21 protein-coding genes are annotated in these 24,005 nt (G+C 44.2%); 9 read left to right on the forward strand and 12 right to left on the reverse strand.

Annotated elements, in window-relative coordinates:
• Positions 1–7 precede the first annotated feature (7 nt).
• Positions 8–1,018, forward strand: coding sequence for a metallophosphoesterase (locus FTV30_RS10855; protein WP_034608396.1), 1,011 nt, complete (start codon positions 8–10; stop codon positions 1,016–1,018).
• A 24-nt stretch (positions 1,019–1,042) separates the two neighbouring features.
• Here the strand turns inward: FTV30_RS10855 and FTV30_RS10860 are convergent, their stop codons facing one another.
• The 3 genes from FTV30_RS10860 to FTV30_RS10870 form a co-directional block, all read right to left on the reverse strand.
• A complete protein-coding gene (locus tag FTV30_RS10860) occupies positions 1,043–1,444 on the reverse strand; it encodes a hypothetical protein (protein WP_074383500.1) in 402 nt (133 codons plus the stop codon).
• Between the two features lie 130 nt (positions 1,445–1,574).
• Positions 1,575–2,882 (reverse strand): MFS transporter, encoded by a 1,308-nt coding sequence (locus FTV30_RS10865; protein ID WP_180001579.1) that lies wholly within the window; start codon positions 2,880–2,882, stop codon positions 1,575–1,577.
• Between the two features lie 142 nt (positions 2,883–3,024).
• Positions 3,025–3,669: a hemolysin III family protein gene (locus FTV30_RS10870; RefSeq protein WP_005098015.1), complete on the reverse strand. Its 645-nt coding sequence runs from the start codon at positions 3,667–3,669 to the stop codon at positions 3,025–3,027.
• Between the two features lie 103 nt (positions 3,670–3,772).
• Between FTV30_RS10870 and FTV30_RS10875 the strand changes: the two genes are divergently transcribed.
• Positions 3,773–4,996 (forward strand): SAM-dependent methyltransferase, encoded by a 1,224-nt coding sequence (locus FTV30_RS10875; RefSeq protein WP_180001580.1) that lies wholly within the window; start codon positions 3,773–3,775, stop codon positions 4,994–4,996.
• Positions 4,990–5,421, forward strand: a complete 432-nt coding sequence (locus tag FTV30_RS10880; protein ID WP_180001581.1) for a GNAT family N-acetyltransferase — start codon at positions 4,990–4,992, stop codon at positions 5,419–5,421. Before FTV30_RS10875 ends, FTV30_RS10880 begins: the two co-directional genes overlap by 7 nt.
• Before the next feature lie 70 nt (positions 5,422–5,491).
• On the opposite strand, the gene FTV30_RS10885 is transcribed toward FTV30_RS10880, so the two are convergent.
• From FTV30_RS10885 to FTV30_RS10900, 4 genes are all read right to left on the reverse strand, one after another.
• The gene (locus FTV30_RS10885; RefSeq protein ID WP_034608399.1) at positions 5,492–5,833 is read right to left on the reverse strand and encodes a hypothetical protein; all 342 of its coding nucleotides are present in this window, start codon (positions 5,831–5,833) and stop codon (positions 5,492–5,494) included.
• 160 nt (positions 5,834–5,993) lie between these two features.
• Entirely contained in the window at positions 5,994–8,132 is a 2,139-nt protein-coding gene (locus FTV30_RS10890) for a 3-hydroxyacyl-CoA dehydrogenase NAD-binding domain-containing protein (protein WP_180001582.1), read from the reverse strand.
• Between the two features lie 296 nt (positions 8,133–8,428).
• Positions 8,429–9,634 carry an acetyl-CoA C-acetyltransferase gene (locus FTV30_RS10895; RefSeq protein WP_159138647.1) on the reverse strand — a complete coding sequence of 402 codons (1,206 nt, stop codon included), beginning with the start codon at positions 9,632–9,634 and terminating at the stop codon, positions 8,429–8,431.
• 170 nt (positions 9,635–9,804) lie between these two features.
• Complete coding sequence (locus tag FTV30_RS10900; protein WP_005169495.1) at positions 9,805–10,815, reverse strand: AraC family transcriptional regulator; 1,011 nt, start codon at positions 10,813–10,815, stop codon at positions 9,805–9,807.
• A gap of 213 nt (positions 10,816–11,028) precedes the next feature.
• Here FTV30_RS10900 and FTV30_RS10905 point away from each other — a divergent pair, with 213 nt between their 5' ends.
• The 4 genes from FTV30_RS10905 (at position 11,029) to FTV30_RS10920 (ending at position 15,803) form a co-directional block, all read left to right on the forward strand.
• Positions 11,029–12,150 carry a CaiB/BaiF CoA-transferase family protein gene (locus tag FTV30_RS10905; protein WP_180001583.1) on the forward strand — a complete coding sequence of 374 codons (1,122 nt, stop codon included), beginning with the start codon at positions 11,029–11,031 and terminating at the stop codon, positions 12,148–12,150.
• Positions 12,151–12,407: 257 nt separating this feature from the next.
• Complete coding sequence (locus tag FTV30_RS10910; protein WP_005098006.1) at positions 12,408–14,051, forward strand: nitrite/sulfite reductase; 1,644 nt, start codon at positions 12,408–12,410, stop codon at positions 14,049–14,051.
• The gene (locus FTV30_RS10915) at positions 14,044–14,529 is read left to right on the forward strand and encodes a DUF934 domain-containing protein (protein WP_005098005.1); all 486 of its coding nucleotides are present in this window, start codon (positions 14,044–14,046) and stop codon (positions 14,527–14,529) included. The genes FTV30_RS10910 and FTV30_RS10915 overlap by 8 nt, the downstream gene beginning before the upstream one ends.
• Before the next feature lie 287 nt (positions 14,530–14,816).
• On the forward strand, positions 14,817–15,803 hold the full coding sequence (locus tag FTV30_RS10920) for a diaminopimelate dehydrogenase (RefSeq protein WP_180001584.1): 987 nt from the start codon (positions 14,817–14,819) through the stop codon (positions 15,801–15,803).
• A 174-nt stretch (positions 15,804–15,977) separates the two neighbouring features.
• Here FTV30_RS10920 and FTV30_RS10925 read toward each other — a convergent pair whose 3' ends face one another.
• Entirely contained in the window at positions 15,978–17,153 is a 1,176-nt protein-coding gene (locus FTV30_RS10925; RefSeq protein WP_100329175.1) for a thiolase family protein, read from the reverse strand.
• A gap of 110 nt (positions 17,154–17,263) precedes the next feature.
• Entirely contained in the window at positions 17,264–17,785 is a 522-nt protein-coding gene (locus tag FTV30_RS10930) for a GspH/FimT family pseudopilin (protein WP_180001585.1), read from the reverse strand.
• Between the two features lie 375 nt (positions 17,786–18,160).
• Between FTV30_RS10930 and omp38 the strand changes: the two genes are divergently transcribed.
• Together omp38 and FTV30_RS10940 are read left to right on the forward strand one after the other, a co-directional pair.
• On the forward strand, positions 18,161–19,213 hold the full coding sequence (gene omp38 / locus FTV30_RS10935; protein ID WP_180001586.1) for an outer membrane protein Omp38: 1,053 nt from the start codon (positions 18,161–18,163) through the stop codon (positions 19,211–19,213).
• A 102-nt stretch (positions 19,214–19,315) separates the two neighbouring features.
• On the forward strand, positions 19,316–19,849 hold the full coding sequence (locus FTV30_RS10940) for a peptidase C39 (RefSeq protein WP_100354777.1): 534 nt from the start codon (positions 19,316–19,318) through the stop codon (positions 19,847–19,849).
• Between the two features lie 52 nt (positions 19,850–19,901).
• On the opposite strand, the gene FTV30_RS10945 is transcribed toward FTV30_RS10940, so the two are convergent.
• From FTV30_RS10945 to FTV30_RS10955, 3 genes are all read right to left on the reverse strand, one after another.
• Positions 19,902–21,365 carry an amino acid permease gene (locus tag FTV30_RS10945; RefSeq protein WP_005097999.1) on the reverse strand — a complete coding sequence of 488 codons (1,464 nt, stop codon included), beginning with the start codon at positions 21,363–21,365 and terminating at the stop codon, positions 19,902–19,904.
• A complete protein-coding gene (locus FTV30_RS10950; protein ID WP_074383488.1) occupies positions 21,365–22,399 on the reverse strand; it encodes a methyltransferase in 1,035 nt (344 codons plus the stop codon). The genes FTV30_RS10945 and FTV30_RS10950 overlap by 1 nt, the downstream gene beginning before the upstream one ends.
• Positions 22,400–22,465: 66 nt before the next feature.
• On the reverse strand, positions 22,466–23,836 hold the full coding sequence (locus FTV30_RS10955) for a uracil-xanthine permease family protein (protein ID WP_005097996.1): 1,371 nt from the start codon (positions 23,834–23,836) through the stop codon (positions 22,466–22,468).
• Positions 23,837–24,005 lie beyond the last annotated feature (169 nt).

A 24,005-nucleotide genomic window follows, 5' to 3' on the forward strand; every position in this document is an offset into this window, starting at 1 on the left:
CAAATCTATGTGGGATACCAGTTCCGTACTTTTTTATTTTTATTTAGGCATGGCCATTCTGGCCATCTGGGCTGTGTACCAGGCATGGTCGAGTCAATCTCGTACCGAGACCATTCATCCATTTAAAGCATTTTGTCATTTGTTGGCTTTTTACCTGTCCTATTTACTGGTTCCACTGGTGTTCTTCAGTATTTATGCCGGATGGAGCGGTTATTATTCCTTGCATGAAGCTGTTTTTGTATTTTTGATCAGCGCCGTCTTGAGTTATGCACGCTTTATCGAGCCGCATTTAATTCAAGTGAAAACGACACAATATCAGATCAATGCGGATAAACGCTTAAAGCAACCCGTCCGGATTGCCCTGATTGCAGATTTACATATCGGTCTGTTTTCTGGTCATGAACGGCAGTTGCGACAAATTGTGCATAAGTTAAATCATGTTCAACCCGATTTGGTGGTGGTGGCCGGAGACTGGACTTATGAGCCGGAAAATAAACTGGCACAAGAACTGGCAGTTTTAAAAGAAATTCATGCCCCAGTCTATTCCGTCAATGGCAATCATGACGAGCAATATCCGGGACCACCGATTCAGGAACTGTTGCATTATGCACTGCAAGTCAATCAGGTCATGGATATTGAAGGGCAAATTGTCGAATTTGATGAATTTCGGCTCTTGGGTGTGGGCGATCTCTGGGCGGGTAAAGCCGATATGCGCAGTCTGCCAGATTTACCTCAGGACAAGCCTTGGGTCATTTTGTCGCATAATCCCGATACGGTGGATATGATTCCCAAATTGCCGACACGTCCTCTCATGCTGGCTGGACATACCCACGGCGGACAGGTGGAATTGCCTTGGCTGACCGATTATGTCATGAAAAAAGTGTCAATTTTGGGGCATAAGAAGGGCATGTACCGTCATGAACATGCAGATGTGTTTGTCACGGTCGGCACCGGTTTGGTCGGCGTACCTTTTCGTTTTCGAGTGCCGCCCACTATCGATATTATTGAACTGATCTAAATGGAGATATTGTCCTGTTCAGCTTTAACTAATGATCCAGATCAGGATCAATAACAGCACTGCAATGGCTGCCAGAATCCAGATTTTATTTTCAATTTTTCGGGTTGGGACGTCTTCGCGTAATTGTCGTGCGGTGATTTCAGCTTCTGTGGGGGTATTCAGGCTCGGATGGGTCGGAATTTCAAGGGGAGGCGTTACCAGGTCAATCTCACCCGCATCATCACTAAAGCGCGGTCCTGTGCTTTCAGTTTTCATGACCACATCGTGCTCACGGACAATCTCTTCAATCACTTGTAGCGCCTGGATTTCATCCAAGGTCGTGTGCTCGGTGATATAGCGAACGGCCTCTATTTTTTTATCATCTTCCAGCAAAATGATAATATTGACCAACTGTTTCTGGGTTAGGGATTCAATAAGCTCCTGCATTGCCTTGCCTCATTGTCTGGTTGAGTCCATTTGATTGTTGAGCAAATTTAACGAGATAAGTAGCAGAGTTTTGTTGTGAAATCATAAAAAAGCCAGCATCGAATGCTGGCTTTTAAATCAAACTAAGACTTTAAATTTGATTATTTACATCATCATTCTTGGTTTCACGAATCAACAGAAATGCAATCAGTGACAGGATTGATGCTGCGGTCAGGTAATAACCGACTGCAGACAGACCATAAGTCGTTGCCAGTTTGGTGGCAATCAGCGGAGCAAAGGATGCACCAAAGATGCCTGCCAGGTTAAAGGTCAATGCAGAACCGGTATAACGTACTGAAGTCGGGAAGATTTCAGACAATACAGTGCCGATTGGCCCATAGGTTAAACCCATGATCGCCAGACCAATACACAAGAACAGGAATACCACCAGCGTGCTGCCAGATTCCAGCATATCTGCAAAGAAAATCCCGAAGATGGCAGAGATAACACAGACTGCAATCGAGGTGGTTTTACGGCCAAACTTCTCGGCCAATACTGCGGAAAGTGGAATAAAGGCAGCAAAACATAGGGTTGCAACCAACTGCAATTGCAGGAATTCTTCACGAGAATAACCTAACTGTTTAGTACCCCATTGCAATGCAAATACTGTGGTGAGGTAGAACACCACGAAGGTACAAATTGCAGCGATGGTGCCGAGTACCAGCATGCGAGAATGTTTTTTGAAGACTTGAACAAATGGAATGTTCACTTCTTTTTGTTTATCCAGCACCTTTTGGAATGCCGGGGTTTCATGCAGTTTTAAACGAATCCATAAACCGACAATCACCAGCAAGGCACTTGAGATAAATGGAATACGCCAGCCCCAAGCCATAAAGTCAGCCTCAGACATGAAAGCGCCCAACGTCAGGAAAGAACCTGTTGCCAGAATAAAGCCGATTGGAGCACCCAGTTGCGGGAACATGCCATACCAGGCACGTTTACCTTCAGGTGCATTCTCGGTGGCAAGAAGTACTGCACCTGACCATTCACCACCCAGCCCCAAGCCCTGACCTAAACGACAGAGTGCAAGCAAGAGTGGTGCAGCAATCCCGATTTGCGCATAAGTGGGCAAGAGGCCAATCGCAACGGTGGAAATACCCATGGTCAGCAAGGCAGCGACCAATGTGGCTTTTCGCCCGATCCGGTCACCCAAATGACCAAAGAGTGCCGCACCAATCGGGCGGGCAATAAAGGCAATGGCGAAAGTGGCAAGCGACTGAATGGTGGCAGTCATCGGATCTGTACTTGCAGGGAAGAACAGATATGGAAAAATAATGACAGCAGCAGTGGCATAGATATAAAAATCGAAGAACTCGATTGTAGTACCGACCAAGCTCGCGGTTAAAACGCGAAATTTTGAATTTTGTGCTGGCTGAGCAGCAGAATCAGACGACGCCATGGAGAACCTTACACTTACTAAAAATAAAAAAGCTTAGTTTTAAAAGCGTAATCTTTTTAAAAAAGGCGTAATTTTTTAAAAAAACAACTGCAATCTTCTCGCTTTAACTCGCTCAGGGTCACTGAAATGAAAAAGAAGATGATTAAATCACGTAAAGATAGATAGACAGAAAATGTGATCCTGCGCCTATCAATACAAATATGTGCCAGATAGCGTGGGTATATCTTACTCTTTTTAAAGCGTAAAACAATGCACCTACGGTATAAGCCAATCCGCCAATGATCAGAAAGGTCAAAGATTGAGCACTGAGATATTGTTGCATATCATCCATCACCAGCAGCGCCAGCCAGCCCATGACCAGATAAGCCACTAAAGAAATTTTCTGGAAACGATGAATGAAAACGAACTTGAACAGTGTACCAATGAGGGCGATCACCCAGAGTGCAATCAATAAATACTGGGCTTTGGCTGTTGGAATGGCAATTGACAGGAAAGGCGTATAGGTTCCGGCGATTAAATAATAAATTGCAGTATGATCAACTTTTTTATAAAAATAACGACGGTCTGCTGCGGTGGCCATGTGATAGAGCATGGACGCAGAGAAGAGCAAGATCATGCTCAGCGCATAGACCCAAAGTCCAATCCATTGTCCAGTACTGAGATAAGACCCTTTAATAATCAAAAGAATACCAGCAATTACCGATAGTCCAGCACCCACAGCATGACTGATATAATTAATTCGTTCCTCAGTGTGATCATAATCTGGAACCAGCGGCGCATTCTGCATGATTGTCATTCTTCTTTAAAATATACATTTGTATAGTAATTCAATTTTGCTTTTAGGTTAAGAAGATTTAAACTTGAGGGGCAATTCATTTCAGGTTTTATCTATGTCAACGTTGGCAACTCTCTCAGACCAAGAACAGCAGTTTTTAGATGTATTTCAGCAAGCTGTTGAAAGTGATCAATTTGATCGTCTGATCTTAAGCCAGTATAAAGGTGAACTGCAGGATTTAGAGAAAATGACCTTGCGAGTCATTTCATTAAATGGGCAAAAAGTACTGAGCTGTTTGTATCGCCATAAAACTCAGGATGTCACCAAAAACTATCCTTTAGCGGATGCACTGGCACAGGTGACAGTATTATTAGCATGTTGCAAGCAAGCCAATTTAATGACGCTAGATGAAGAATTACAGCTGAAAAAAAACAAGAAAAAAGCCATGTTGACCCGTACTAAAAACAAAAACTCGACGCTTCAGGTCAAGTCCGCTGAACAGGGTCATGACCGGATTAAACAACGTTATGTTGATCAGGACAGCATCTTTTTACAGCATCTCGGCATTAGCGATCATAACGCGCAGATCATTCCGAGCATGGCGCGTAAATGGAAACAGATTAATAAATTTGTCGAGATTTTTTCGGGTGCATTGGCGCAGCTCAAGCCACAAGTCGAAGGTCTGCGTGTGGTGGATTTTGGCTCCGGTAAAGGCTATCTGACCTGTGCTTTATATGACTATATGCAAAAACATGGTGAGACGCCGTGGGTTACAGAGGTGGAACTGAATCCGAAAATGGTCGAGTTCTGCCAAAAGGTCGCGCAACAATCTGGCTTTGATCAGCTCGACTTTTTTCAGGGCGATGTGCGTACTTATGCACCGAAACGCCTGGATGTAATGATCGCTTTGCATGCCTGTGATGTGGCAACGGATTTTGCGATTCACAGCGGTATTCGCCTGAATGCACAGATGATCATGTGTGCGCCATGTTGCCATAAGGAATTGCGCCCACAGTTACAGGCGCCAAAAGTGCTGAGTCCGATGCTGCAATTTGGTATTCATGCCGGTCAACAGGCAGAAATGCTGACCGATACCATTCGTGCGTTATTGCTGAAAGCCTATGGTTATGAAACCAAAGTTTTTGAGTTTGTGGCACTGGAACATACCAGTAAAAATAAAATGATTCTGGCGACGAAACGCAAAGATTACCAACAACCCGATCAGGAGGTCTTGAAACAGATTCAGGACTTGAAAGAAATGTACGCTATCCAAAAACATTCACTGGAATTGTTATTGAATAATCAGTGGGATCAGCAGGGGATTGGTTCTAAATGCTAAAGGATTCAGAGCTTAAAATTGTTTCGGGTGGTTGGGAGGATTTAGCGAAGCATGCCAAAACCATTCGCGAAGCCGTGTTTATTCAAGAACAGAATATCGCTGCTGAAGAAGAATGGGATGAGCAAGATGCCATTTCCATCCATTTTGTGGTCTATGAAAAGGGGCATGCGATAGCCACTGCAAGATTGCTGGCGAATAACAGTGTAGGTCGTGTTGCAGTGTTAAAGCCACATCGTGGCTTGAAGATCGGGCAGCAATTGATGCAGGCGATTATCGATTATGCCAAAGCAGATCATCGAAAAGATTTAAAACTGTCTTCGCAAGTACATGCCATCGGTTTTTATCAGGCATTGGGTTTTAAGGTTCAGGGCGAAGACTATCTGGATTGCGGCATCCCGCATATTGATATGTATTTAAAGCTTTAATTTTTTAGTTATTGAGATACAAAAAAGCGAGGCATTGACCTCGCTTTTTTACGCCCTTACTGAATCAAGATCAGTGGCCATGCGCTGAGCTATGCTCGGCACTCTCCATGTTGGCATGTTCTTCAGTTGACATATTATGTTCATTCGCTGTTGTATCGGAATGAGCCGTATTGGCAGTCGCACGTGCCTCACGATCTGCTTGAGCCTTCGCAATTGCTTCAGGAGACATGGTCGGTGCATTTTTAAAAGCATGCTGCTGGGTCGTCTGTTTATTTTGCTGGCTTGGCATGTAATCCGGTTCATTCGTCACCGCAAGCCAAAAAATAAACATGAATAATCCACCTAAAATACAGAAGATAATAAGTGCTTTCCAACCCCAAGGGGATTTTTCAGGTGAACTGTGATCAGTCATAGGTCTTACCCACGTGGATATCAAACTTATGTAACTTTATAACATAAATTGATCAAAAAGCAGATCAAAATCTGTCATTAGACGAGTGTATCCACTGATTCAGCCAGATCCGGAAAATAAAAAGAGCAACTCAGTTCCTCTTTTTATTTAGAGCTCAAAATTATTGAATCGGCTGGCCTTCTGCTGCCCGGTCTTTCAGGAGTTGCGGTGCTTTGAAGCGTTCACCATACTTGTTTTCGAGTACCTTGGCACGGGTCAGCGCCTTGGCCAGACCATACTGATTTAAAAATTGCACCGCGCCACCCGTCCAGGCTGCAAAGCCAATGCCAAAAATGGAACCGACATTGGCATCGACCACAGACTCCAGCACGCCTTCTTCCAGACAGCGCACGGTATCCAGTGCCTGCACAAACAGGAAACGATCCATCATTTCCTGTTCAGAAAGATCAACCTCTTTTTTCCAGTGGTTGAGACCCGTCCAGAGCTGCTTTTTACCATTTTCTGGATAATCATAAAAACCTGCACCGGCAGCCTTACCTTTACGGTTAAACTCATGAATCATACTGTGAATGACTTCATCTGCGGGTGATTTGGTGATGGTCTGACCTTGTGCTTCTAAGGCTTTGTATCTTTCATTGGCCACATGTTCGGAGAGGGTCAAGGACACTTCATCCTGAATGGCCAATGGCCCGACTGGCATACCGGCTTTGAGTGCAGCCATTTCAATCCGCGCCGGATGCACGCCTTCTGCCAGCAGGCGCAAACCTTCTTGAACGAACGTACCAAAGACACGACTGGTAAAGAAGCCACGGCTGTCATTTACCACAATCGGTAATTTGCCAATCTGCTGGACAAAGTCAAAGGCTTTGGCCAGTGTTTCTGCTGAAGTATTTTGCCCCTTGATGATTTCGACCAGCTGCATTTTATCGACCGGACTAAAGAAATGCAGACCGATAAAGTTTTGATCATTTTTTGAAGCCTGAGCTAAATCTGTAATAGGCAGGGTCGAAGTATTCGATGCCATCACGCCATGACTGGCAAGATACTGTTCTGCTTCTTGTGTGACTTGAGCTTTCAGTGCGGGATTTTCAAACACCGCTTCAATGATCAGGTCACAACCGGCCAGATCTTGATTGGATGCAGTCGCTTGAATCAGGCTTAAAACCTGATCTCGTTGATCAGCAGATAAACGTCCTTGAGCTACTTTTTTATCCAGCAGTTTCTGGCTATAAGCTTTACCTTTTTCAGCCGCTTCAATCGAAATGTCTTTTAAAATAACCTGAATGCCTTTGCTGGCAGTCACATAAGCAATGCCTGCACCCATCATGCCTGCGCCCAGAATGCCAACTTTAGTGGCTTTCCATTTCGCAACCTTTTGGGGACGGCTGGCACCGGATTTGATCGCATTCAATCCATGCCAAAAAGTAGCGATCATATTTTTAGAAATCTGACCGGTGGCCAGATAAGTAAAGTAACGCGATTCAATGGTCAGCGCCGTATCGACATCGACCTGAGCACCTTCTACCGCTGCCGACATGATTGCTTCAGGTGCAGGATAGCAACAACCTTTGGTTTTATCACGCAGCATCGCTGGGGCAATCGCCAGCATCTGTGCAACTGCTGGCGTTGAAGGGCTACCACCCGGAATTTTGTAGCCTTTTACATCAAAAGGCTGTTGTGACTTCGGATTGGCTTTGATCCAGACAATGGCTTTGTCTAAGAGTTCATCGGTATTGTCTGCCACATCGTGAATCAGCCCTAAAGATCGGGCTTTCTCTACACCCAACTGTTTGCCTTCCATCAACAAGGGAAAGGCATTTTGCAGGCCGAGCAGGCGCACGCTACGGACAATACCACCGCCACCGGGTAGTAAACCCAGTGTGACTTCAGGCAGGCCAAACTTGCTTTTAGGGTCATTCAAGGCAATACGATGATGGGCACACAGAGCAATCTCCCAGCCACCGCCCAGTGCTGTGCCATTTAGTGCAGCCACAACCGGAATGCCGCGGGTTTCGATATAACGCATCTGTGCTTTCATCTCTTCAATCATGTTGAAGAATTCAGTCGCATGTTCAGGTGTAGCTTGAATCAGCTCATCCAGATCACCACCGGCAAAGAAAGTTTTTTTCGCAGACCGGAAAATGATGCCTGTAATATTTTCATCAGCTTTGAGTTTTTCTACGGTTTCAGCCAAAGCGCTACGAAAATCTGCATTCATGGTATTGGCAGACTGGTTTGGAGAATCAAAGGTCAGAGTGACGATATTATCTTCAGTTTTTTGATATTGAATTGCGCTCATAAATTTTTATCCAGATCATAATGGGATGAATTTGGAATTAATATCCTGATTAGATTTTAGAAATTTTCCTTATTCCGGAGCCTTTCCAAATTCATCTAAATTCTTGGTTTAAGCTTCAGTTCGACCTGCCTTACGAAATGTATTTCTCATTTAGCAAAAGTAGGCAAAACCATTGTCATACGCAAAATCTATTAATTTTGTAAAACAATGATCTTGCGCTAAAACCAAAGCAGTGCTTTGGTTTTGCTCAGGTTGCATATGACTAAAACGTGAATCAAACACTTTAAATATTTGAGTTAAACCAATTCAATAATGGTGGCGATGCCCATACCGCCACCGACACACAGTGTGGCTAGTCCACGTTTTTTGCCTTGACGTTCTAACTCATCCAGTAAAGTTCCCAGAATCATCGCGCCTGTTGCGCCCAATGGATGACCCATAGCGATTGCACCACCATTCACATTCACTTTCGCTGGATCAACATTGAGTTCGCTAATAAATCGCATCACCACCGCAGCAAAAGCTTCATTGACTTCAAACAGGTCAATATCATCAATCGTCAAGCCAGCTTTAGCCAAAGCTTTACGTGCTGCCGGGGCAGGGCCGGTCAGCATAATGGTAGGATCAGCCCCGACCAGCGCCGTGGCCAGTACTTTGGCACGCGGTTTTAAACCTTGTTCTTTGATCGCTTGTTCTGATGCGATGAGAACTACGGCTGCACCATCGACGATTCCGGAAGAATTCCCGGCATGATGCACATGATTCACCGTGCCAACTTCAGGATATTTTTGTAGGGCGATGGCATCAAAGCCCATCTGTCCCATGGTCGCGAAACTAGGATTGAGTTTGCCTAAGCCTTCAGCAGTTGTGGTCGGTTTGATAAATTCGTCTTTGTCCAGAATCACCACACCGGCCTTGTCTTTGACCGGGATAACAGAAGCGTTGAAATAACCATTGGCTTGTGCGGCAGCGGCTTTCTTCTGGGATTGCTCGGCAAACTGGTCTACGTCGGTGCGGCTATAACCGTCAATCGTGGCAATCAAGTCCGCGCCAATACCTTGCGGAATAAAATCACAGGCCATATTGGTTTCAGGATCCAGTGCCCAAGGGCCGCCATCGGAACCCATCGGCACGCGGGACATGGATTCGACGCCGCCTGCAACGACCAGATCTTCCCAGCCAGAACGGACTTTTTGTGCAGCCAGATTGACAGCTTCCAGACCGGAAGCACAGAAACGGTTGATTTGTACACCGGCGACATCATTGTCCCAACCCGCTGCGATCGCCGCGGTTTTGGCAATATCGGCGCCTTGATCACCAATCGGAGTGACACAACCCAGCACAATATCATCGACTTTTGATGTATCAAATTGATGACGTGCCTGAAGTTCGTTAAGCAAGCCAGTCAGTAATGAAATGGGTTTGACTTGATGTAAAGATCCATCTTTTTTACCTTTTCCGCGTGGCGTGCGAATGGCGTCGATAATATATGCCTCGCTCATAGCATGTCCCTTTTATTAATTTGCTGAAAATTATTCTAATGACTCGAGTGTAATACTTAAATTTTGAAGTGCAATGACGAGAACGGACCAGATCATTTGATGATTTTTGCCAATAAAAAAAGCCCAGGTCTGGAAACCTGGGCTGGAGAAGAGGATATCGAGAATTTTAATTAATGATAACCATGCAACTGGCGATATAGGCCTGGGGTTACACCGGTCCATTTCTTGAAGGCACGATGGAAGGTACTGGTTTCACTGAAACCGACCTGCTGCGCGACATCTTCGAGGGTTAGATCTGGATTCAATAACAGATGAATCGCGGCATCACGGCGCAAGGCATCTTTCACACCTTGATAGCTTTTACCTTCGGCTGCCAGACGGCGGCGCAAGGTTTGAGGAGATAAATACAGCATTGACGCGACATCATTCAATGTCGGCATTTCTTCGCCAATCTGGCTCTTCAATACATCACGGATTCTTGAGGTCAGCGAGTTGGTATTTTTAAACTTCACCAAGAGCTGAGCAGGCGCAGCTTTCAAGAATTCCTCTAAGGTTTCTTCATTCTGACGGATCGGCAGGTCCAGATAGTCCGCAGCAAAAGTGATTTCGGTGCGTGGCATGTCGAACTGCATTACCGGCGCAAAGAACAGGGCATCATATTCGTCAGCATGGGCTGGACGTGGATAGCTAAAATGCACACGTTCCAGCGGTAAACGACGTTCAATCAGCCAAGATGCCAGACCATGCCAGATCATCAGCATGCTTTCGGTAATAAAATGATCCGGATCCATCGCATTTGGAATGAGGGGCACCAGACGTGCTTCGTGTTTGTCACGTTCCAGGGTCACCGACCAGTCATCACCGAAGAGTTTATAGAACTGCGAGGAAAGTTCCAGTGCATCACCTAAGGTTTTGGCATGAATGATGAGCTGACACATGATGGCAAAAGTGCCTAACCGGCGTTGCTGTTTGTCAAAGCCGACATGCTCGTCCTGGGTCACCATCCATAACATTTTAATAAAGCGGGTATATTGTTCAGGTGAAATACGGGCTTTGGGTTGATGCAGCAGTTCTGCTTCAATTCCGACGTGAGACAATAAAGTATCGACATCCATGCCTAAGCGCTTGACGCCAGATAAGGCTGCATTGACGAAATGGATACTGATCGTATCACGACTCATGTTTAATCCTTCAGTCTCTTTAATGTTCACTAATATTTGACCTAAATGACGAAAAATAATAAAGCAATGGCAATTTACAAGAACACCTTTGCCATTTTCTTACATATTAGATTGCCGAAACTATCAAGGTAAATGGCTGAACATGACATTGTTTTTATGCATTTATGTTTCTATGATGCTGAAAAAAGCAATATAAGTAGAGTAAATATTCCAATGTCATATACCTTAAAAGGATTGAAAATTCTAGACTTTTCTACATTATTACCAGGCCCATTCGCGACATTATATCTGGCTGATCTCGGCGCCGAGGTTGTGCATATTGAATCACCGACCCGCCCGGACCTGTTGCGATTAATGCCCCCCTTTGCCAATGGACAGGCCACTTCACAGAGTTATCTGAACCGAAACAAGCAATCGGTAGCACTGGATTTGAAAGATCCGACCAATATCGAATTGGTCAAATCCAAGGTTGCAGATTATGACATTGTGATTGAGCAATTCCGTCCCGGCGTGATGCAAAGGCTTGGGCTGGACTACTCAACCTTAAGCGAAATTAACCCCAAATTAATTTACTGTTCCATCACTGGCTATGGCCAAACCGGTACTTACAAAGCGAAAGCAGGACATGATATTAACTATCTGGCCTTGTCCGGTATTGCTGGACACAGTGGCCGGATCGAAAGTGGGCCACCTGCTTTAGGCATTCAGGTTGCCGATGTAGCCGGTGGTTCTATGCATGCCGTGATTGCAATTCTGGCGGCAGTGATCGAACGCCAGCGCAGCGGTAAAGGTCAATATATTGATATTTCCATGACCGATTGTGTGGTCACCATGAATAATCTGGCCGCATCCGCCAGTCTGGCTGGCAATCAGCATCAACGACCTGAGTCTGGCTATCTGAATGGCGGGACTTTCTATGACTATTATGCAACACAGGATGGACGTTATCTGTCGATTGGCAGTCTGGAACCTCAATTTATGCAGGGATTGGCACAGGCTTTAGAACTGCCGATTATTCTAGAAAAAGGCAATTCTTTTGCTCCAGAAGATCGTGCTGCGGTGAAACAGGCAATTCAAAATAGAATAAAGTCAAAACCATTAGCGGAATGGCAAACACTATTCGCAGCGCTGGATGTCTGTGTCGAGCCGGTGCTAAAACTTGAAGAAGCTTTACATTCTGATTTAGCGCAACAGCGAGAATGGCTAGTACAGGTTCCATTAAAACCCGATAGTCAGCAGACCGAAGCACAACTGGCCTGTCCGATTAAATTTTCACGTTCAAAGATACGTTATGATTTTGTCGGTCAGTTTTTGGGTGAGATTGAAAAATGGTAATATTTTTAATTATTTAAAAGACAAAAAAGGGTAAAAGATTGAAATATCACTATATGAAGATAACTGCTAACGATTGATGAATTAAAGCGTTATTGCTTTAAAACTACACTAAATGCGCTAAACCGTGATATCAGTGAAACTTTGGCAGGCTTATCAATAAAACAGCTATGAAATATGTATAAAAAGCATTTTATTGATAGGTTTAATCTCGCTATCCTTGCGTTCGATATAATAGAAACTACTAGCAGCTGTACGCCATGTATTTATATACTGATTTCGATCAGCAACTGATTAATGAACGTGTTGCACAGTTCCGTGATCAAACGGAACGTTATTTAGCCGGTAAACTCACCGAAGATGAGTATCGTCCGCTTCGTCTGCAAAATGGTCTGTATGTACAGCGTTATGCACCGATGCTACGTATTGCAGTGCCTTATGGTTTGATGAATTCAAAGCAACTGCGTAAAGTGGCTGATTTGGCTAAAGAATATGACCGTGGTTACGCGCATATTTCGACCCGTCAAAACATCCAGTTTAACTGGCCGGCACTAGAAAACGTGCCAGATATGCTGGCTGAACTGGCGACCGTGCAAATGCATGCGATTCAGACTTCAGGCAACTGTATCCGTAATACCACGACGGATCAGTATGCCGGTGTGGTGGCTGGTGAAATTGCCGATCCGCGTCCGACCTGTGAATTGATCCGTCAATGGTCAACTTTCCATCCGGAATTTGCTTTCTTGCCACGTAAGTTCAAGATTGCAGTCTCTGCGCTTGAAGAAACCGACCGTGCAGCCACTGCATTTCACGATATCGGTGTATATATTGTGCGTAATGAAGCCGGCGAAATGGGCTATAAAATCAAAGTGGGTGGTGGTCTTGGCCGTACTCCAGTGATTGGCAGCTTTATCCGTGAGTTCCTGCCACGTGAAGACTTGATTGCTTATCTTGAAGCAGTGCTTCGTGTGTATAACTTGCATGGTCGTCGCGACAACAAATATAAAGCCCGTATCAAAATTTTGGTCAAAGCTTTAACGCCAGCGGTATTTGCTGAGAAAGTTGAAGCTGAATTTGCGCATACTGTTAAGACTTTGAAAATCGATGCAGACACCTTGGCAAAAATGGATGAAAACTTCACCCCATTTGATTATCAAGATTATGCAGATGAAGATTTTACTGAATTGTTTGCGCAATATCCAAAATTCAAACAGTGGTTCAATATCAATACCAATGCCCATAAAGTGAAAGGTTATCGTATTGTGACGATTTCACTGAAACGTGCCGGCATTGCACCGGGTGATGTCAGCACTGAAGAAATGAACCTGATTGCAGACCTTGCCGATCAGTACACTTTCGGTGAATTACGTACCACGCATGAACAAAATATCTCGCTGGTCGATGTGCCGCAAAAAGATTTGTTCGCTGTATGGCAAACTCTTGAACAAAACAACCTGGCACGTGCCCATATCGGTTTCTTGACCGACATCATCTGCTGCCCGGGCGGTGATTTCTGTTCATTGGCCAATGCAAAATCGATTCCGATTTCTGAAGCGATTTCACGCCGTTTTGATGATCTGGATACCATTTACAACTTGGGTAAACTGGACTTGAACATCTCTGGTTGTATGAATGCCTGTGGTCATCACCATGTCGGTAATATCGGGATTTTGGGTGTTGATAAAAAAGGCGCTGAATTCTACCAGATCACGCTTGGCGGTAATGCAGACCATGATGCCTCAATTGGCGACATTCTTGGGCCGTCATTTGCAGCAGATGTAGTGCCGGATATTGTAGAAGAAATTCTTAATACCTATCTTGATCTACGTCAGGATGCTGAAGAGTTTATCGATACTTATCGCCGTGTTGGCATCCAACCATTCAAGGAGCGTGCATATGCTTAATACCGCACTCGCAGTGCTCTCTAAAGATGGCACAGTGACAGAAAATACTTACCAGCTCATCGGTGAAGAGGGTGTTTTACCACAAGGTGATGTGGTTCTGACGGTAGATCAGTTAGATCAGCTTCGCCATGTTTCAGGTAAAAAAGCATTGTACTTAACCGTTGATGCTTCACCTGAAAGCAATGAATTTCCGCTAGCTCAATTAGATGCAATCTTTATTGAATTCGCCGGTTTTAATGATGGCCGTGGCTATTCATTTGCGGCACTTTTACGCCGTCAAGGTTTCCAAGGCGAACTTCGTGCCACTGGTGATGTATTCAAAGATGTGTTGAACTACATGAAGCGTTCTGGTTTCGATACTTTCGTGATTAAAGAAGGTAAAGACATTCAGGAGGCGGCTGCCGGTTTAAATGATTTTAAAAATCCGTACCAAGCATCGACCGCGGTGAATCAGGCAAATTATCAAACAGGTGCCTAACCTGAAAGTTAAAAAGCTTGTCTGTAAATAAGTCTGTTTTTCTTATAAACAAAAAGCCTGCAATGCAGGCTTTTTGTTTGCTTTGGACGATAGATATGATTGTTTCTATACTATCCTGAATGCTTTAAATTGCTGCGAATTGCTGTAGCATAAGTATCTTTATGCTGAGAGTAACGCGAGCAGAGCGCTAATTTTCGAGTATGCAAAATCAATCAAGAGGGCGATTTTAATGGGATCGTAATCTGATTTATTTTTTTAATTTTTTCATGATGAAGTGACTTGTCTTTATGCAAAATTCTATCCGTATTGGTATTGCTGGTTATGGCAACTTGGGTCGTGGCGTTGAAACCGCCATTCAAAAGAATCCAGATTTACAACTTGTGGGTATTTTTACCCGTCGTGCGCCTGAAACGGTATCTCCTTGCTTCGCAGCAACCCAAGTGTTCCATATGGACTCACTGACAGATTTCCAAGATAAAATTGATGTGCTGATTTTATGTGGCGGTTCAAAAGACGACTTACCGCAACAAGGTCCGATCTTGGCCAGCCAGTTTAATATTGTCGATAGTTTTGACACCCACGCACGTATTCCTGAATATTATGCAGCGGTCGATGCACCTGCAACAGCCAGCAAGAAAACTGCGATGATCTCCATTGGTTGGGATCCAGGCATGTTCTCGATCAATCGCTTATTTGGTGAAGCCTTACTGCCAGACGGTGAAACCTATACTTTCTGGGGCAAAGGCTTAAGCCAGGGTCATTCAGATGCCATTCGTCGTGTAGAAGGTGTGAAAGCAGGGGTGCAATATACCATTCCTTCAACAGAAGCAATTGAGAAAGTACGTAGTGGTGTTCGTCCAGTATTAACGACCAAAGAAAAACATACCCGTGAGTGTTATGTGGTGCTTGCAGAGGATGCAGATGCAGAAGCAGTGAAGCAAGCGATTGTGACCATGCCGGATTATTTTGCCGACTATGACACGACTGTGAATTTCATTGATGAAGCAACTTTAGCACAAGATCACCAACGTATGCCGCATGGTGGTTTTGTGATTCGTAGTGGAAACACCAGTGATGCACATAAACAAGTGCTTGAGTTTTCATTAAAACTAGAAAGTAATCCAGAATTTACAGCCAGCATTTTAGTTGCTTATGCACGTGCAACTTATCGTTTAAATCAAATGCAGCAGTATGGTGCAAAAACAGCATTTGATGTGGCACCGGGCTTGTTGTCAATGAAATCACCTGAGCAACTTCGTAAAGAAATTCTTTAAGTCTTATCATTTAAAGTACAGCTTTGAATATTTGACGATAAAAAGCCTCCAATTGGAGGCTTTTTGATTTCTAAAATTCCCCCTCCTTTATTAAAGGATGAGGAACGATGTTCCGCAAGAGGGGAGGATTTCTAAAATCCCTCTAAATCTCTCTTTTAAAAGGGAGACTTTTAATTAAAGCAACTCAATCGCCACAGCAGTCGCTTCACCGCCACCGATACAAAGTGCAGCAATACCACGTTTACCACCGGTACGTTTCAGCGCATGAATCAAAGTCAGGATAATACGTGAACCGGTTGAACCGACAGGATGACCGAGGGCACAGGCACCGCCGTTAATGTTGACTTTTTCAGGATCAAGCTTGAACTCATCCATTGGACACATGGTCACCATGGCAAAGGCTTCATTGATTTCCCAGAGGTCGACATCTTGAGCATTCCAACCTGCTTTATCGAGAACCTTTTGAATTGCACCCACTGGCGCTATGGTAAATTCAGAAGGATGCTGTGAATTTGAAGCATAGGCAACAATTTTGGCCAAAGGATTTAAACCTTTTGCTGCGGCATGATCCGCTGAGCTAATCACCAGAGCTGATGCACCATCAGAAATTGAGCTGGCATTGGCAGCGGTAATGGTGCCGTCTTTGGCAAAGGCTGGACGCAGGGTTGGAATTTTATCAATATTGGCATTGAAGGGTTGTTCATCTTTATCAACAACCACATCACCTTTACGTGTTTTTACCGTAACTGCTACGATTTCATCAGAAAAATAGCCTTCATTCACAGCAGTTTGTGCACGTTTCAATGAGCGAATGGCGAAATCATCCATCTGTTCGCGAGTATAGCCTTTGGTATTTGCCATATCTTGGGCAAATGAACCCATCAAACGACCTGTCTCAGCATCTTCAAGACCATCTAGGAACATATGATCTTTAATTTCGCCATGTCCCATGCGGAAGCCGCCGCGCGCTTTCGGCAATACATAAGGCGCGTTGGTCATTGATTCCATCCCCCCTGCAACCACAATATTTGCAGAACCGGCTTTAATCATATCGGCTGCTTGCATCACCGCTTTCATGCCAGAACCACAGAGTTTGTTAATGGTCACAGCACCAGTTGAATCCGGAAGGCCGGCTTGACGCATCGCTTGACGGGCAGGGCCTTGTTTCAAACCCGCAGGAAGGACACAACCCATAATGACTTCTTCAATATCTGCTGCTTGTAAGCCTGCGCGAGCAATCGCTTCTTTAATTGAAGCCGCACCCAGTTCAGGTGCAGTTACACTGGCAAGGCTACCCTGAAAGCCACCCATGGCTGTGCGTGCACCATTGACAATTACGATATCAGTCATTGTTATATCTCCGTATGAGTTTTAATCAATTTTTCAAACATAAGCAGTATATTGAAAAAAACTCAGGATTGAAGCGCTAATCGCAGTCAATCATAAACTGCATAGTTCTGTTAGCAAGAAGGGAGACTTTCTACCCGGATATGTCCCATTTTACTCAGTACAATACGCTGCTGGCTGGAAAGTTGAGCAGAACAATAATAGAAACTACCATTCGAACCAATCGGAAGGGCGGTATGTGCCTGATAAGTGACACTTGGTGAACTTAATGCGCCTCGCCAACTCAGGTTGCCATATTTAAGATTTAGAGCATCAATGTGTAAAATTTGTTCGCCCGCATCGACTTGCCGATTTTTATTTTTATCAATAAAGACCAACATACTCTTATTCCATTGGTTAGATTGACAAGTCAGGGAATCCTGGCTTGGACAGATGACAATATTCTGATGAAACACTGTTGCCTGGCTGCGTGCATAGCGGTTAATCGCAGATAATTTGATTGGAATATTTTTGGCTTCCTGTTTGGAACGATACTCATGGAAGTAAGGTAAAGCAATACTGGCTAAAATTGCAATCACTGCAATACAGATAATTAACTCAACAATAGTGAACGCTCTTGTTATTTTTTTATACATAGAGTTACCTGATTTATATATTATTTTTATAAGAAACATGTTATTAATTATGCGTTTTTTATGCTTTGTTGAGCATGTAATTTGGTTGTTACTCAAATCTCAAGAAAGCGATTAAAAAATAATTGGCAATCACAATAGGTCATTCAGAATAAAAAATTGAGTAAAAAATTACTGAATTACAACGGAAATTGTAAGTAATTTTGTCAATAATTTACTTGATTAAATTAATCAAGCACTTGGAAAAATAATAAAGTGTTTGTATGATGCCATGTGAATAGCTTAAGAATAAAACTGGGGTAATAAAAAGCCTATCTCAGGATGGCCTATTACGGGCTTGAGCTTGAACAACAATTGTTATCTCTGGAGGATAAATCCATGAAAATGAGTCGTATTGCTTTAGCTATGCTTGTAGCTGCACCTTTTGCTGCTGCAAATGCAGGCGTAACTGTTACTCCGTTGATGTTAGGTTATACATTCCAAGACACTCAGCACAACAATGGCGGTAATGATGGTGAGCTTACAAGCAGCCCTGAATTACAAGATGATTTATTTGTAGGTGCAGCTATTGGTGTAGAACTTACTCCTTGGTTAGGTTTTGAAGCTGAATACAGCCAAGTTAAAGGTGATGTTGACGGTGCTGAGCCTGGTGCAGAATATAAAGGCCAAAACATCGCAGGTAACTTCTACGCAACTTCTGATGTATTTACTGGCAACTATGACAGCAAAGTGAAGCCATACATGCTTCTAGGTGCTGGTCACTACAAATACGAATTTGAAGGTGTAAATCGCGGTACTCGTGGTAATGAAGAAGAAGGTACTCTAGGTAATGCGGGTATCGGTGCATTCTGGCACATTAATGATGCATTGGCACTACGTACTGAAGCTCGTGGTACTTACCACTTTGACGAAAAATTCTGGAACTATACAGCACTTGCTGGTCTTAACGTAGTTCTAGGTGGCCGTCTGAAGCCAGCTGCTCCAGTAGTAGAAGTTGCTCCAGTTGAGCCTGTAACTCCGGTTGCTCCAGCTCCACAAGAGTTGACTGAAGACCTGAACATGGAACTTCGTGTGTTCTTTGATACCAGCAAATCAAACATCAAAGATCAATACAAACCTGAAATCGCGAAAGTTGCTGAGAAGCTAGTTGAATATCCAAACGCTACTGCTCGCATCGAAGGTCACACTGATAACACTGGTCCACGTGCACTAAACGAACGTTTGTCTCTGGCTCGTGCTAACTCTGTTAAATCTTCACTTGTGAATGAATACAACGTAGATGCATCTCGCTTGTCTACTCAAGGTTTTGCTTGGGATCAACCGATTGCTGACAACAACACTAAAGAAGGTCGTGCTATGAACCGTCGTGTATTCGCGACGATCACTGGTAGCCGTACTGTACTAGTTGAAGGTCAACAACAAGCTCAATAATTAATTATTGAATTGTTAAAAAAAAGCGGCTCCTATGAGCCGCTTTTTTTATATTTGAATTTTGACTACACTGAGTCATTAAAGATGTAATTGAGTGATAACATGGGTGTTGAAATTCCTGAAGATTTACAAAATCTGGAAGCCAATAGTGGAATTTTCTCGATCTGGATGATTTTCCATCATTATGGAATTGACCTGCATATTCCGGACTTGGTTCAGCTCTGTCGTCACAATCCGGAAATGGGAACTTCAACTATTGCCCTTGCAGTGGCTTTGCAGACGCTGGGACTGGATGTTGCTTTTTTTAGCGAATATGATGCAGATAAACAGCCAGTCGAGCTTGATTTTTATCAACAAGTACAGACACTTAAAATACCTGTTGAAGAGCGTGTGATCTCTTATGCAGAAATCCAGCAGCAGGTGGAAGCAGGCCGTTTCGTGATTGTTTTCTACGATACCTTAGAAGGGGTCGGTAATCATTCATTGATCTATGCAATAGATGAACATGAGATCAGTTTCTTTGACAGTTTTGATGCGATGCCGGCAGATGTATTCGAGCAGCAGCGTCAGGCAGAGGGGATCTGTCAGCAAGTGATTGTGATCGATGACCGTAATTTTGTCATGCGGCATAACTAATCTAAGAAATTAAAAAATCAGCCCGTAGGCTGATTTTTTAATTTATGATGGTTTATTCCTGATCAAGTTTCATAGGTTGTACATCCATCTCTTGATAAGACACCAGTTTGGATTTTTTCTTCCATTTGTATCCGAACCAGATTGCCAAGAACAATGGAATACTGATATAGGTCGAGAGAACCCCCATCCATTGACCTGCCAGAACATCCTGATAGTTTTGACCAAGGACGACAATCGCACAGAGAATAAAAGCAAACCAAGGAGCAAAGGGGAAGAACTTGGCGCGATAAGCCAGATCTTCCAGTTTGTAGCCTTGAGCCAAGTAACCTTTGCGGAAGCGATAGTGTGAAATCGCAATCCCGAGCCAGACAATAAAGCCGCACATGCCCGACATATTGAGTAGCCAGTTAAAGACTTCCTGTTCACCGAAGAAGGTGGTCAGGAAACACAGTGCTGCGATTGCAGTGGTGGCATACAGGGCATTCATCGGTACACCACGTGGATCCAGACGGCCAAACAGTTTTGGCGCACTACCTTTACGTGCCATATCAAATAGCATGCGCGTAGAGGAATACATGCCTGAGTTACCCGCAGACAGAATGGCTGTCAAAATCACCGCATTCATAATGCTCGCAGCAAAGGCAAAGCCGGCCTTTTCATAGAGCAGGGTAAAAGGAGAAAGCGCAATATTGTCGGTCGCAGCCGCCTGTAATAAGCGTGGGTCATTGTAGGCAATCAATGTGCCGATAATGAAAATACACACGATATAAAATAACAGGATACGCCAGAAAATCTGCTTGATTGCCACCGGAATGGTTTTCTTTGGATCTTTCGATTCGCCCGCAGCCACCCCGACCATTTCGGTTCCTTGAAAGGAGAATCCGGCAATCATCGCCACGCCAATTAAGGCTTGGAAACCACCGACAAAAGGTGCGTCACCAATACTCCAGTTGGCAAATGCTTCTGCGCCTGGGGTCAGCATAATCTTCACGATCATCCAGATACCGATAATGATAAAGGCAATAATCGCGACAACTTTCACCAGAGAGAAGAAGAATTCAGATTCACCAAAGCCTTTAACTGTCAGGGCATTAATCCCAAAAATAATGGCCAGGAAAATTGCACTCCAATAAACACCAGGAATATCGGGAAACCAGAATTTCATGATGAACTGAACGGCAACCAGCTCAAAAGCTACGGTAATGGCCCAGTTGTACCAGTAGTTCCAGCCCAAGGCGAAACCAAAACCGCCCTCGACATATTTAGTGCCATAAGTGAAAAATGCACCCGAGGTGGGATTATGCGTGGCGAGTTCGCCCAAACTGGTCATCAAGAAATAAATCATGACACCAATCAGTGCATAAGCAAGTAGTGCTCCGCCTGGCCCGGCATTGGCAATGGTCGCACCCGAGGCTAGGAATAGACCTGTACCGATGGATCCGCCAATAGCGATCATATTCAGATGACGAGCACCCAGCTTACGCTGCAGCTGCATCGTATTTTGCGTTTCGCTCATCACGATTCCTTAACATTTTTTTGTGTGCTAGCGAACAGCACTTTAAAGCCTTGTTGATCCGCTTTCACTGTGCAGCGACCAAAGTTTTGTTCAATCAGGGTCGGGTAGTTTAAGAAACGGTTGGCCACAATCCAGAGCTCGCCACCTGATTTTAAATGACGACGCGAAGTTTTACACAAGGTTTCGCTGGCCGTGTAATCGGTCTCGATTCCCATATGAAAAGGCGGATTGCTGACAATGGCATGCAAGAACAAGGGTGCATCAGCAATGCCAGTGACCGCTTTAATTTCAATCTGTTCAGGGCTAAGCTGGTTTTCATCAAAGGTCATTTGGGTGGAGGCTAGCGCAAAGGCATCCACATCCATGGCGAAAATCCGGTTTTTCGGATTCAACTTTGCCAGATACGCACTAATCACACCTGCGCCACAACCAAAGTCAGCGATTTTACCCGAGGTAACTTGTGACAAATAAGGTAATAAGGTGGCAGTCCCAATATCTAAACGGTTTTGACTAAACACGCCCGGCAGGGCACAAATATTCAGGTCACCATTCGGGGTCGAGACGCTATAACGCTGTGCCCAGTCTGCAAGTGATTTTTTCTCGACCGTGTGGTCTAGAACCAGTTGCCAAAGCTGGCAATGACGTGCGCTATCCAGTTTGAGGGTTTTACCATAAGGCTGCAACTGTTTGGCTGCACGCTCTATCCCGCCTTTCTTTTCACCAACCAGGAAAATACTGCTGCCCGGTTTAAGTTGTGCTGCCACATTATGCAGTAAATAATTGAGCAGTTCTTTAGACTTGGGTACAAAAATAACCGCCTGATCAAACTCAGCTTCAGGCATCTCTGCGCCAAAGTGGACATCTGCTTGTTGCGACTGGAAATATTGAAAATCATTAAAATTCCATGTCCAGACAGCGGGATTGATAGAGGCATCGAATTCAGCGAGTAGATCATCTGTCGGTGCATTAATGAGTAAGATGCGACCCGACAAAAAATCATATTGTCTTAATAAAACTTCGCTTTTAGGATCCATAGGTATCTCTCCAATATAAAGAACACTGCCTAAGTCTGACCTAGACAGTGTTCTTTGGACATGAAATTACTTCTTTGTTTCAGGAAGTACAACATTCAGAATAAGGGCAGCGATACCACCAGTGGCAACGCCTGAGCTAAAGATATTACGGAATAACTCAGGAAGATGCTCAAGAATTTGTGGAACTTGTGCAACACCTAAACCCAGTGCCAGTGAAATCGCAATAATCAGCAGGGCACGGCGATCCAGATGTACGCCAGACAGAATATTAATGCCGGAAGCTGCTACTGCACCAAACATCACCATCACTGCACCACCCAGTACCGCTTGCGGAACCGCCTGGATAATCCCGGCAACCGCAGGCAGCAAACCCAGAATGATCAGTAAAGCAGCAATCCAGATGCCGACATAACGGCTCGCTACACCCGTCAACTGAATCACACCGTTATTTTGTGCAAATACCGAACTTGGGAAGGTGTTAAAAATACCGGCAAGGAATGAATTGGCACCGTTAACCAATACACCGCCTTTAATGCGTTGCATCCATTTTGGCCCATCGACTGGCTGGTTAGAAAGCTTTGAGGTCGCCGTGATATCGCCAATCGCTTCTAAAGAGGTCACCAGATAAATGAATGCCATCGGAATAAACAGGCTCCAGGAGAAGCTTAAACCGAAATGCATTGGAGTTGGAATCTGTACCAGTGGGGCATCTTTTAAGCCTGAAAAATCCAGATGGCCCATAAAGCCGGCCAGAATATAACCACAAACCAGGGCAATCAAAATGGCAGAACTTTTTACCCAGGTAATCCGGATACGGTTCAGGATAATGATCAGCGCCAAGACTGTGCAGGACATGATTAGGTTGTCTGCATTGGCAAAAGTTTTATCGCTCATGGCCTGATAACCACCGCCCATACTGATTAGACCTTCTTTAATTAAGGTTAAACCAATCAGAAGGACGACAATCCCGGTCACCAAAGGGGTAATCAGTTTTTTTATCCAAGGCAGAATCTGGGACACGCCCATTTCAATAAATGCACCTGCAATCACCACACCAAAAATTGCTGCCATGACTGACTCAACTGGCGTACCGGCAGCAACCATGGCTGAACCAATACCAATAATTGGGCCGATAAAGTTAAAGCTGGTTCCCTGAACAATCAACAGACCGGCACCAAAAGGTCCGACTTTTTTAGACTGTAAAAAAGTCGCGATACCTGAGATCACCAGGGACATGGACAAAATCATGTTGGTGTCTTCTTTGGATACCCCCAGTGCCAGACAAATTAGCAAGCCAGGGGTCACGATCGGGACAATAATTGCCAATAAATGTTGGAATGCAGCTAAAAAAGCAATAAATGGTTTTGGACGATCATCCAGACCATATACCAGGTCGAGTTGATCTTTAGGAGGAGGAGATTGATTAAAATCAGACATGTGTCAATGCAAATTAAGGCAGGGTGGCGCTATTCTAATCGAGTTACACGCCTTTACAAAATCAAAAAAAGCCCATCTCCTTAAAAAAAGTTGAGGAGTGTGGTAACAGTGACTATAAAAGTTTTGTATTTTTCTGTATAATTTGCCCTCAAATTACATACGCATTGAA

It is taken from the genome of Acinetobacter sp. YH12255, assembly GCF_013417355.1.
Classification (GTDB): domain Bacteria; phylum Pseudomonadota; class Gammaproteobacteria; order Pseudomonadales; family Moraxellaceae; genus Acinetobacter; species Acinetobacter pseudolwoffii.

Bases quoted from the DNA above. Each gene is read 5' to 3' on its own strand.
- FTV30_RS10855 (WP_034608396.1), top strand. From the start codon at position 8: ATGTGGGATACCAGTTCCGTACTTTTTTATTTTTATTTAGGCATGGCC.
- FTV30_RS10860 (WP_074383500.1), bottom strand. From the start codon at position 1,444: ATGCAGGAGCTTATTGAATCCCTAACCCAGAAACAGTTGGTCAATATT.
- FTV30_RS10865 (WP_180001579.1), bottom strand. From the start codon at position 2,882: ATGGCGTCGTCTGATTCTGCTGCTCAGCCAGCACAAAATTCAAAATTT.
- FTV30_RS10870 (WP_005098015.1), bottom strand. From the start codon at position 3,669: ATGCAGAATGCGCCGCTGGTTCCAGATTATGATCACACTGAGGAACGA.
- FTV30_RS10875 (WP_180001580.1), top strand. From the start codon at position 3,773: ATGTCAACGTTGGCAACTCTCTCAGACCAAGAACAGCAGTTTTTAGAT.
- FTV30_RS10880 (WP_180001581.1), top strand. From the start codon at position 4,990: ATGCTAAAGGATTCAGAGCTTAAAATTGTTTCGGGTGGTTGGGAGGAT.
- FTV30_RS10885 (WP_034608399.1), bottom strand. From the start codon at position 5,833: ATGACTGATCACAGTTCACCTGAAAAATCCCCTTGGGGTTGGAAAGCA.
- FTV30_RS10890 (WP_180001582.1), bottom strand. From the start codon at position 8,132: ATGAGCGCAATTCAATATCAAAAAACTGAAGATAATATCGTCACTCTG.
- FTV30_RS10895 (WP_159138647.1), bottom strand. From the start codon at position 9,634: ATGAGCGAGGCATATATTATCGACGCCATTCGCACGCCACGCGGAAAA.
- FTV30_RS10900 (WP_005169495.1), bottom strand. From the start codon at position 10,815: ATGAGTCGTGATACGATCAGTATCCATTTCGTCAATGCAGCCTTATCT.
- FTV30_RS10905 (WP_180001583.1), top strand. From the start codon at position 11,029: ATGTCATATACCTTAAAAGGATTGAAAATTCTAGACTTTTCTACATTA.
- FTV30_RS10910 (WP_005098006.1), top strand. From the start codon at position 12,408: ATGTATTTATATACTGATTTCGATCAGCAACTGATTAATGAACGTGTT.
- FTV30_RS10915 (WP_005098005.1), top strand. From the start codon at position 14,044: ATGCTTAATACCGCACTCGCAGTGCTCTCTAAAGATGGCACAGTGACA.
- FTV30_RS10920 (WP_180001584.1), top strand. From the start codon at position 14,817: ATGCAAAATTCTATCCGTATTGGTATTGCTGGTTATGGCAACTTGGGT.
- FTV30_RS10925 (WP_100329175.1), bottom strand. From the start codon at position 17,153: ATGACTGATATCGTAATTGTCAATGGTGCACGCACAGCCATGGGTGGC.
- FTV30_RS10930 (WP_180001585.1), bottom strand. From the start codon at position 17,785: ATGTATAAAAAAATAACAAGAGCGTTCACTATTGTTGAGTTAATTATC.
- omp38 (WP_180001586.1), top strand. From the start codon at position 18,161: ATGAAAATGAGTCGTATTGCTTTAGCTATGCTTGTAGCTGCACCTTTT.
- FTV30_RS10940 (WP_100354777.1), top strand. From the start codon at position 19,316: ATGGGTGTTGAAATTCCTGAAGATTTACAAAATCTGGAAGCCAATAGT.
- FTV30_RS10945 (WP_005097999.1), bottom strand. From the start codon at position 21,365: ATGAGCGAAACGCAAAATACGATGCAGCTGCAGCGTAAGCTGGGTGCT.
- FTV30_RS10950 (WP_074383488.1), bottom strand. From the start codon at position 22,399: ATGGATCCTAAAAGCGAAGTTTTATTAAGACAATATGATTTTTTGTCG.
- FTV30_RS10955 (WP_005097996.1), bottom strand. From the start codon at position 23,836: ATGTCTGATTTTAATCAATCTCCTCCTCCTAAAGATCAACTCGACCTG.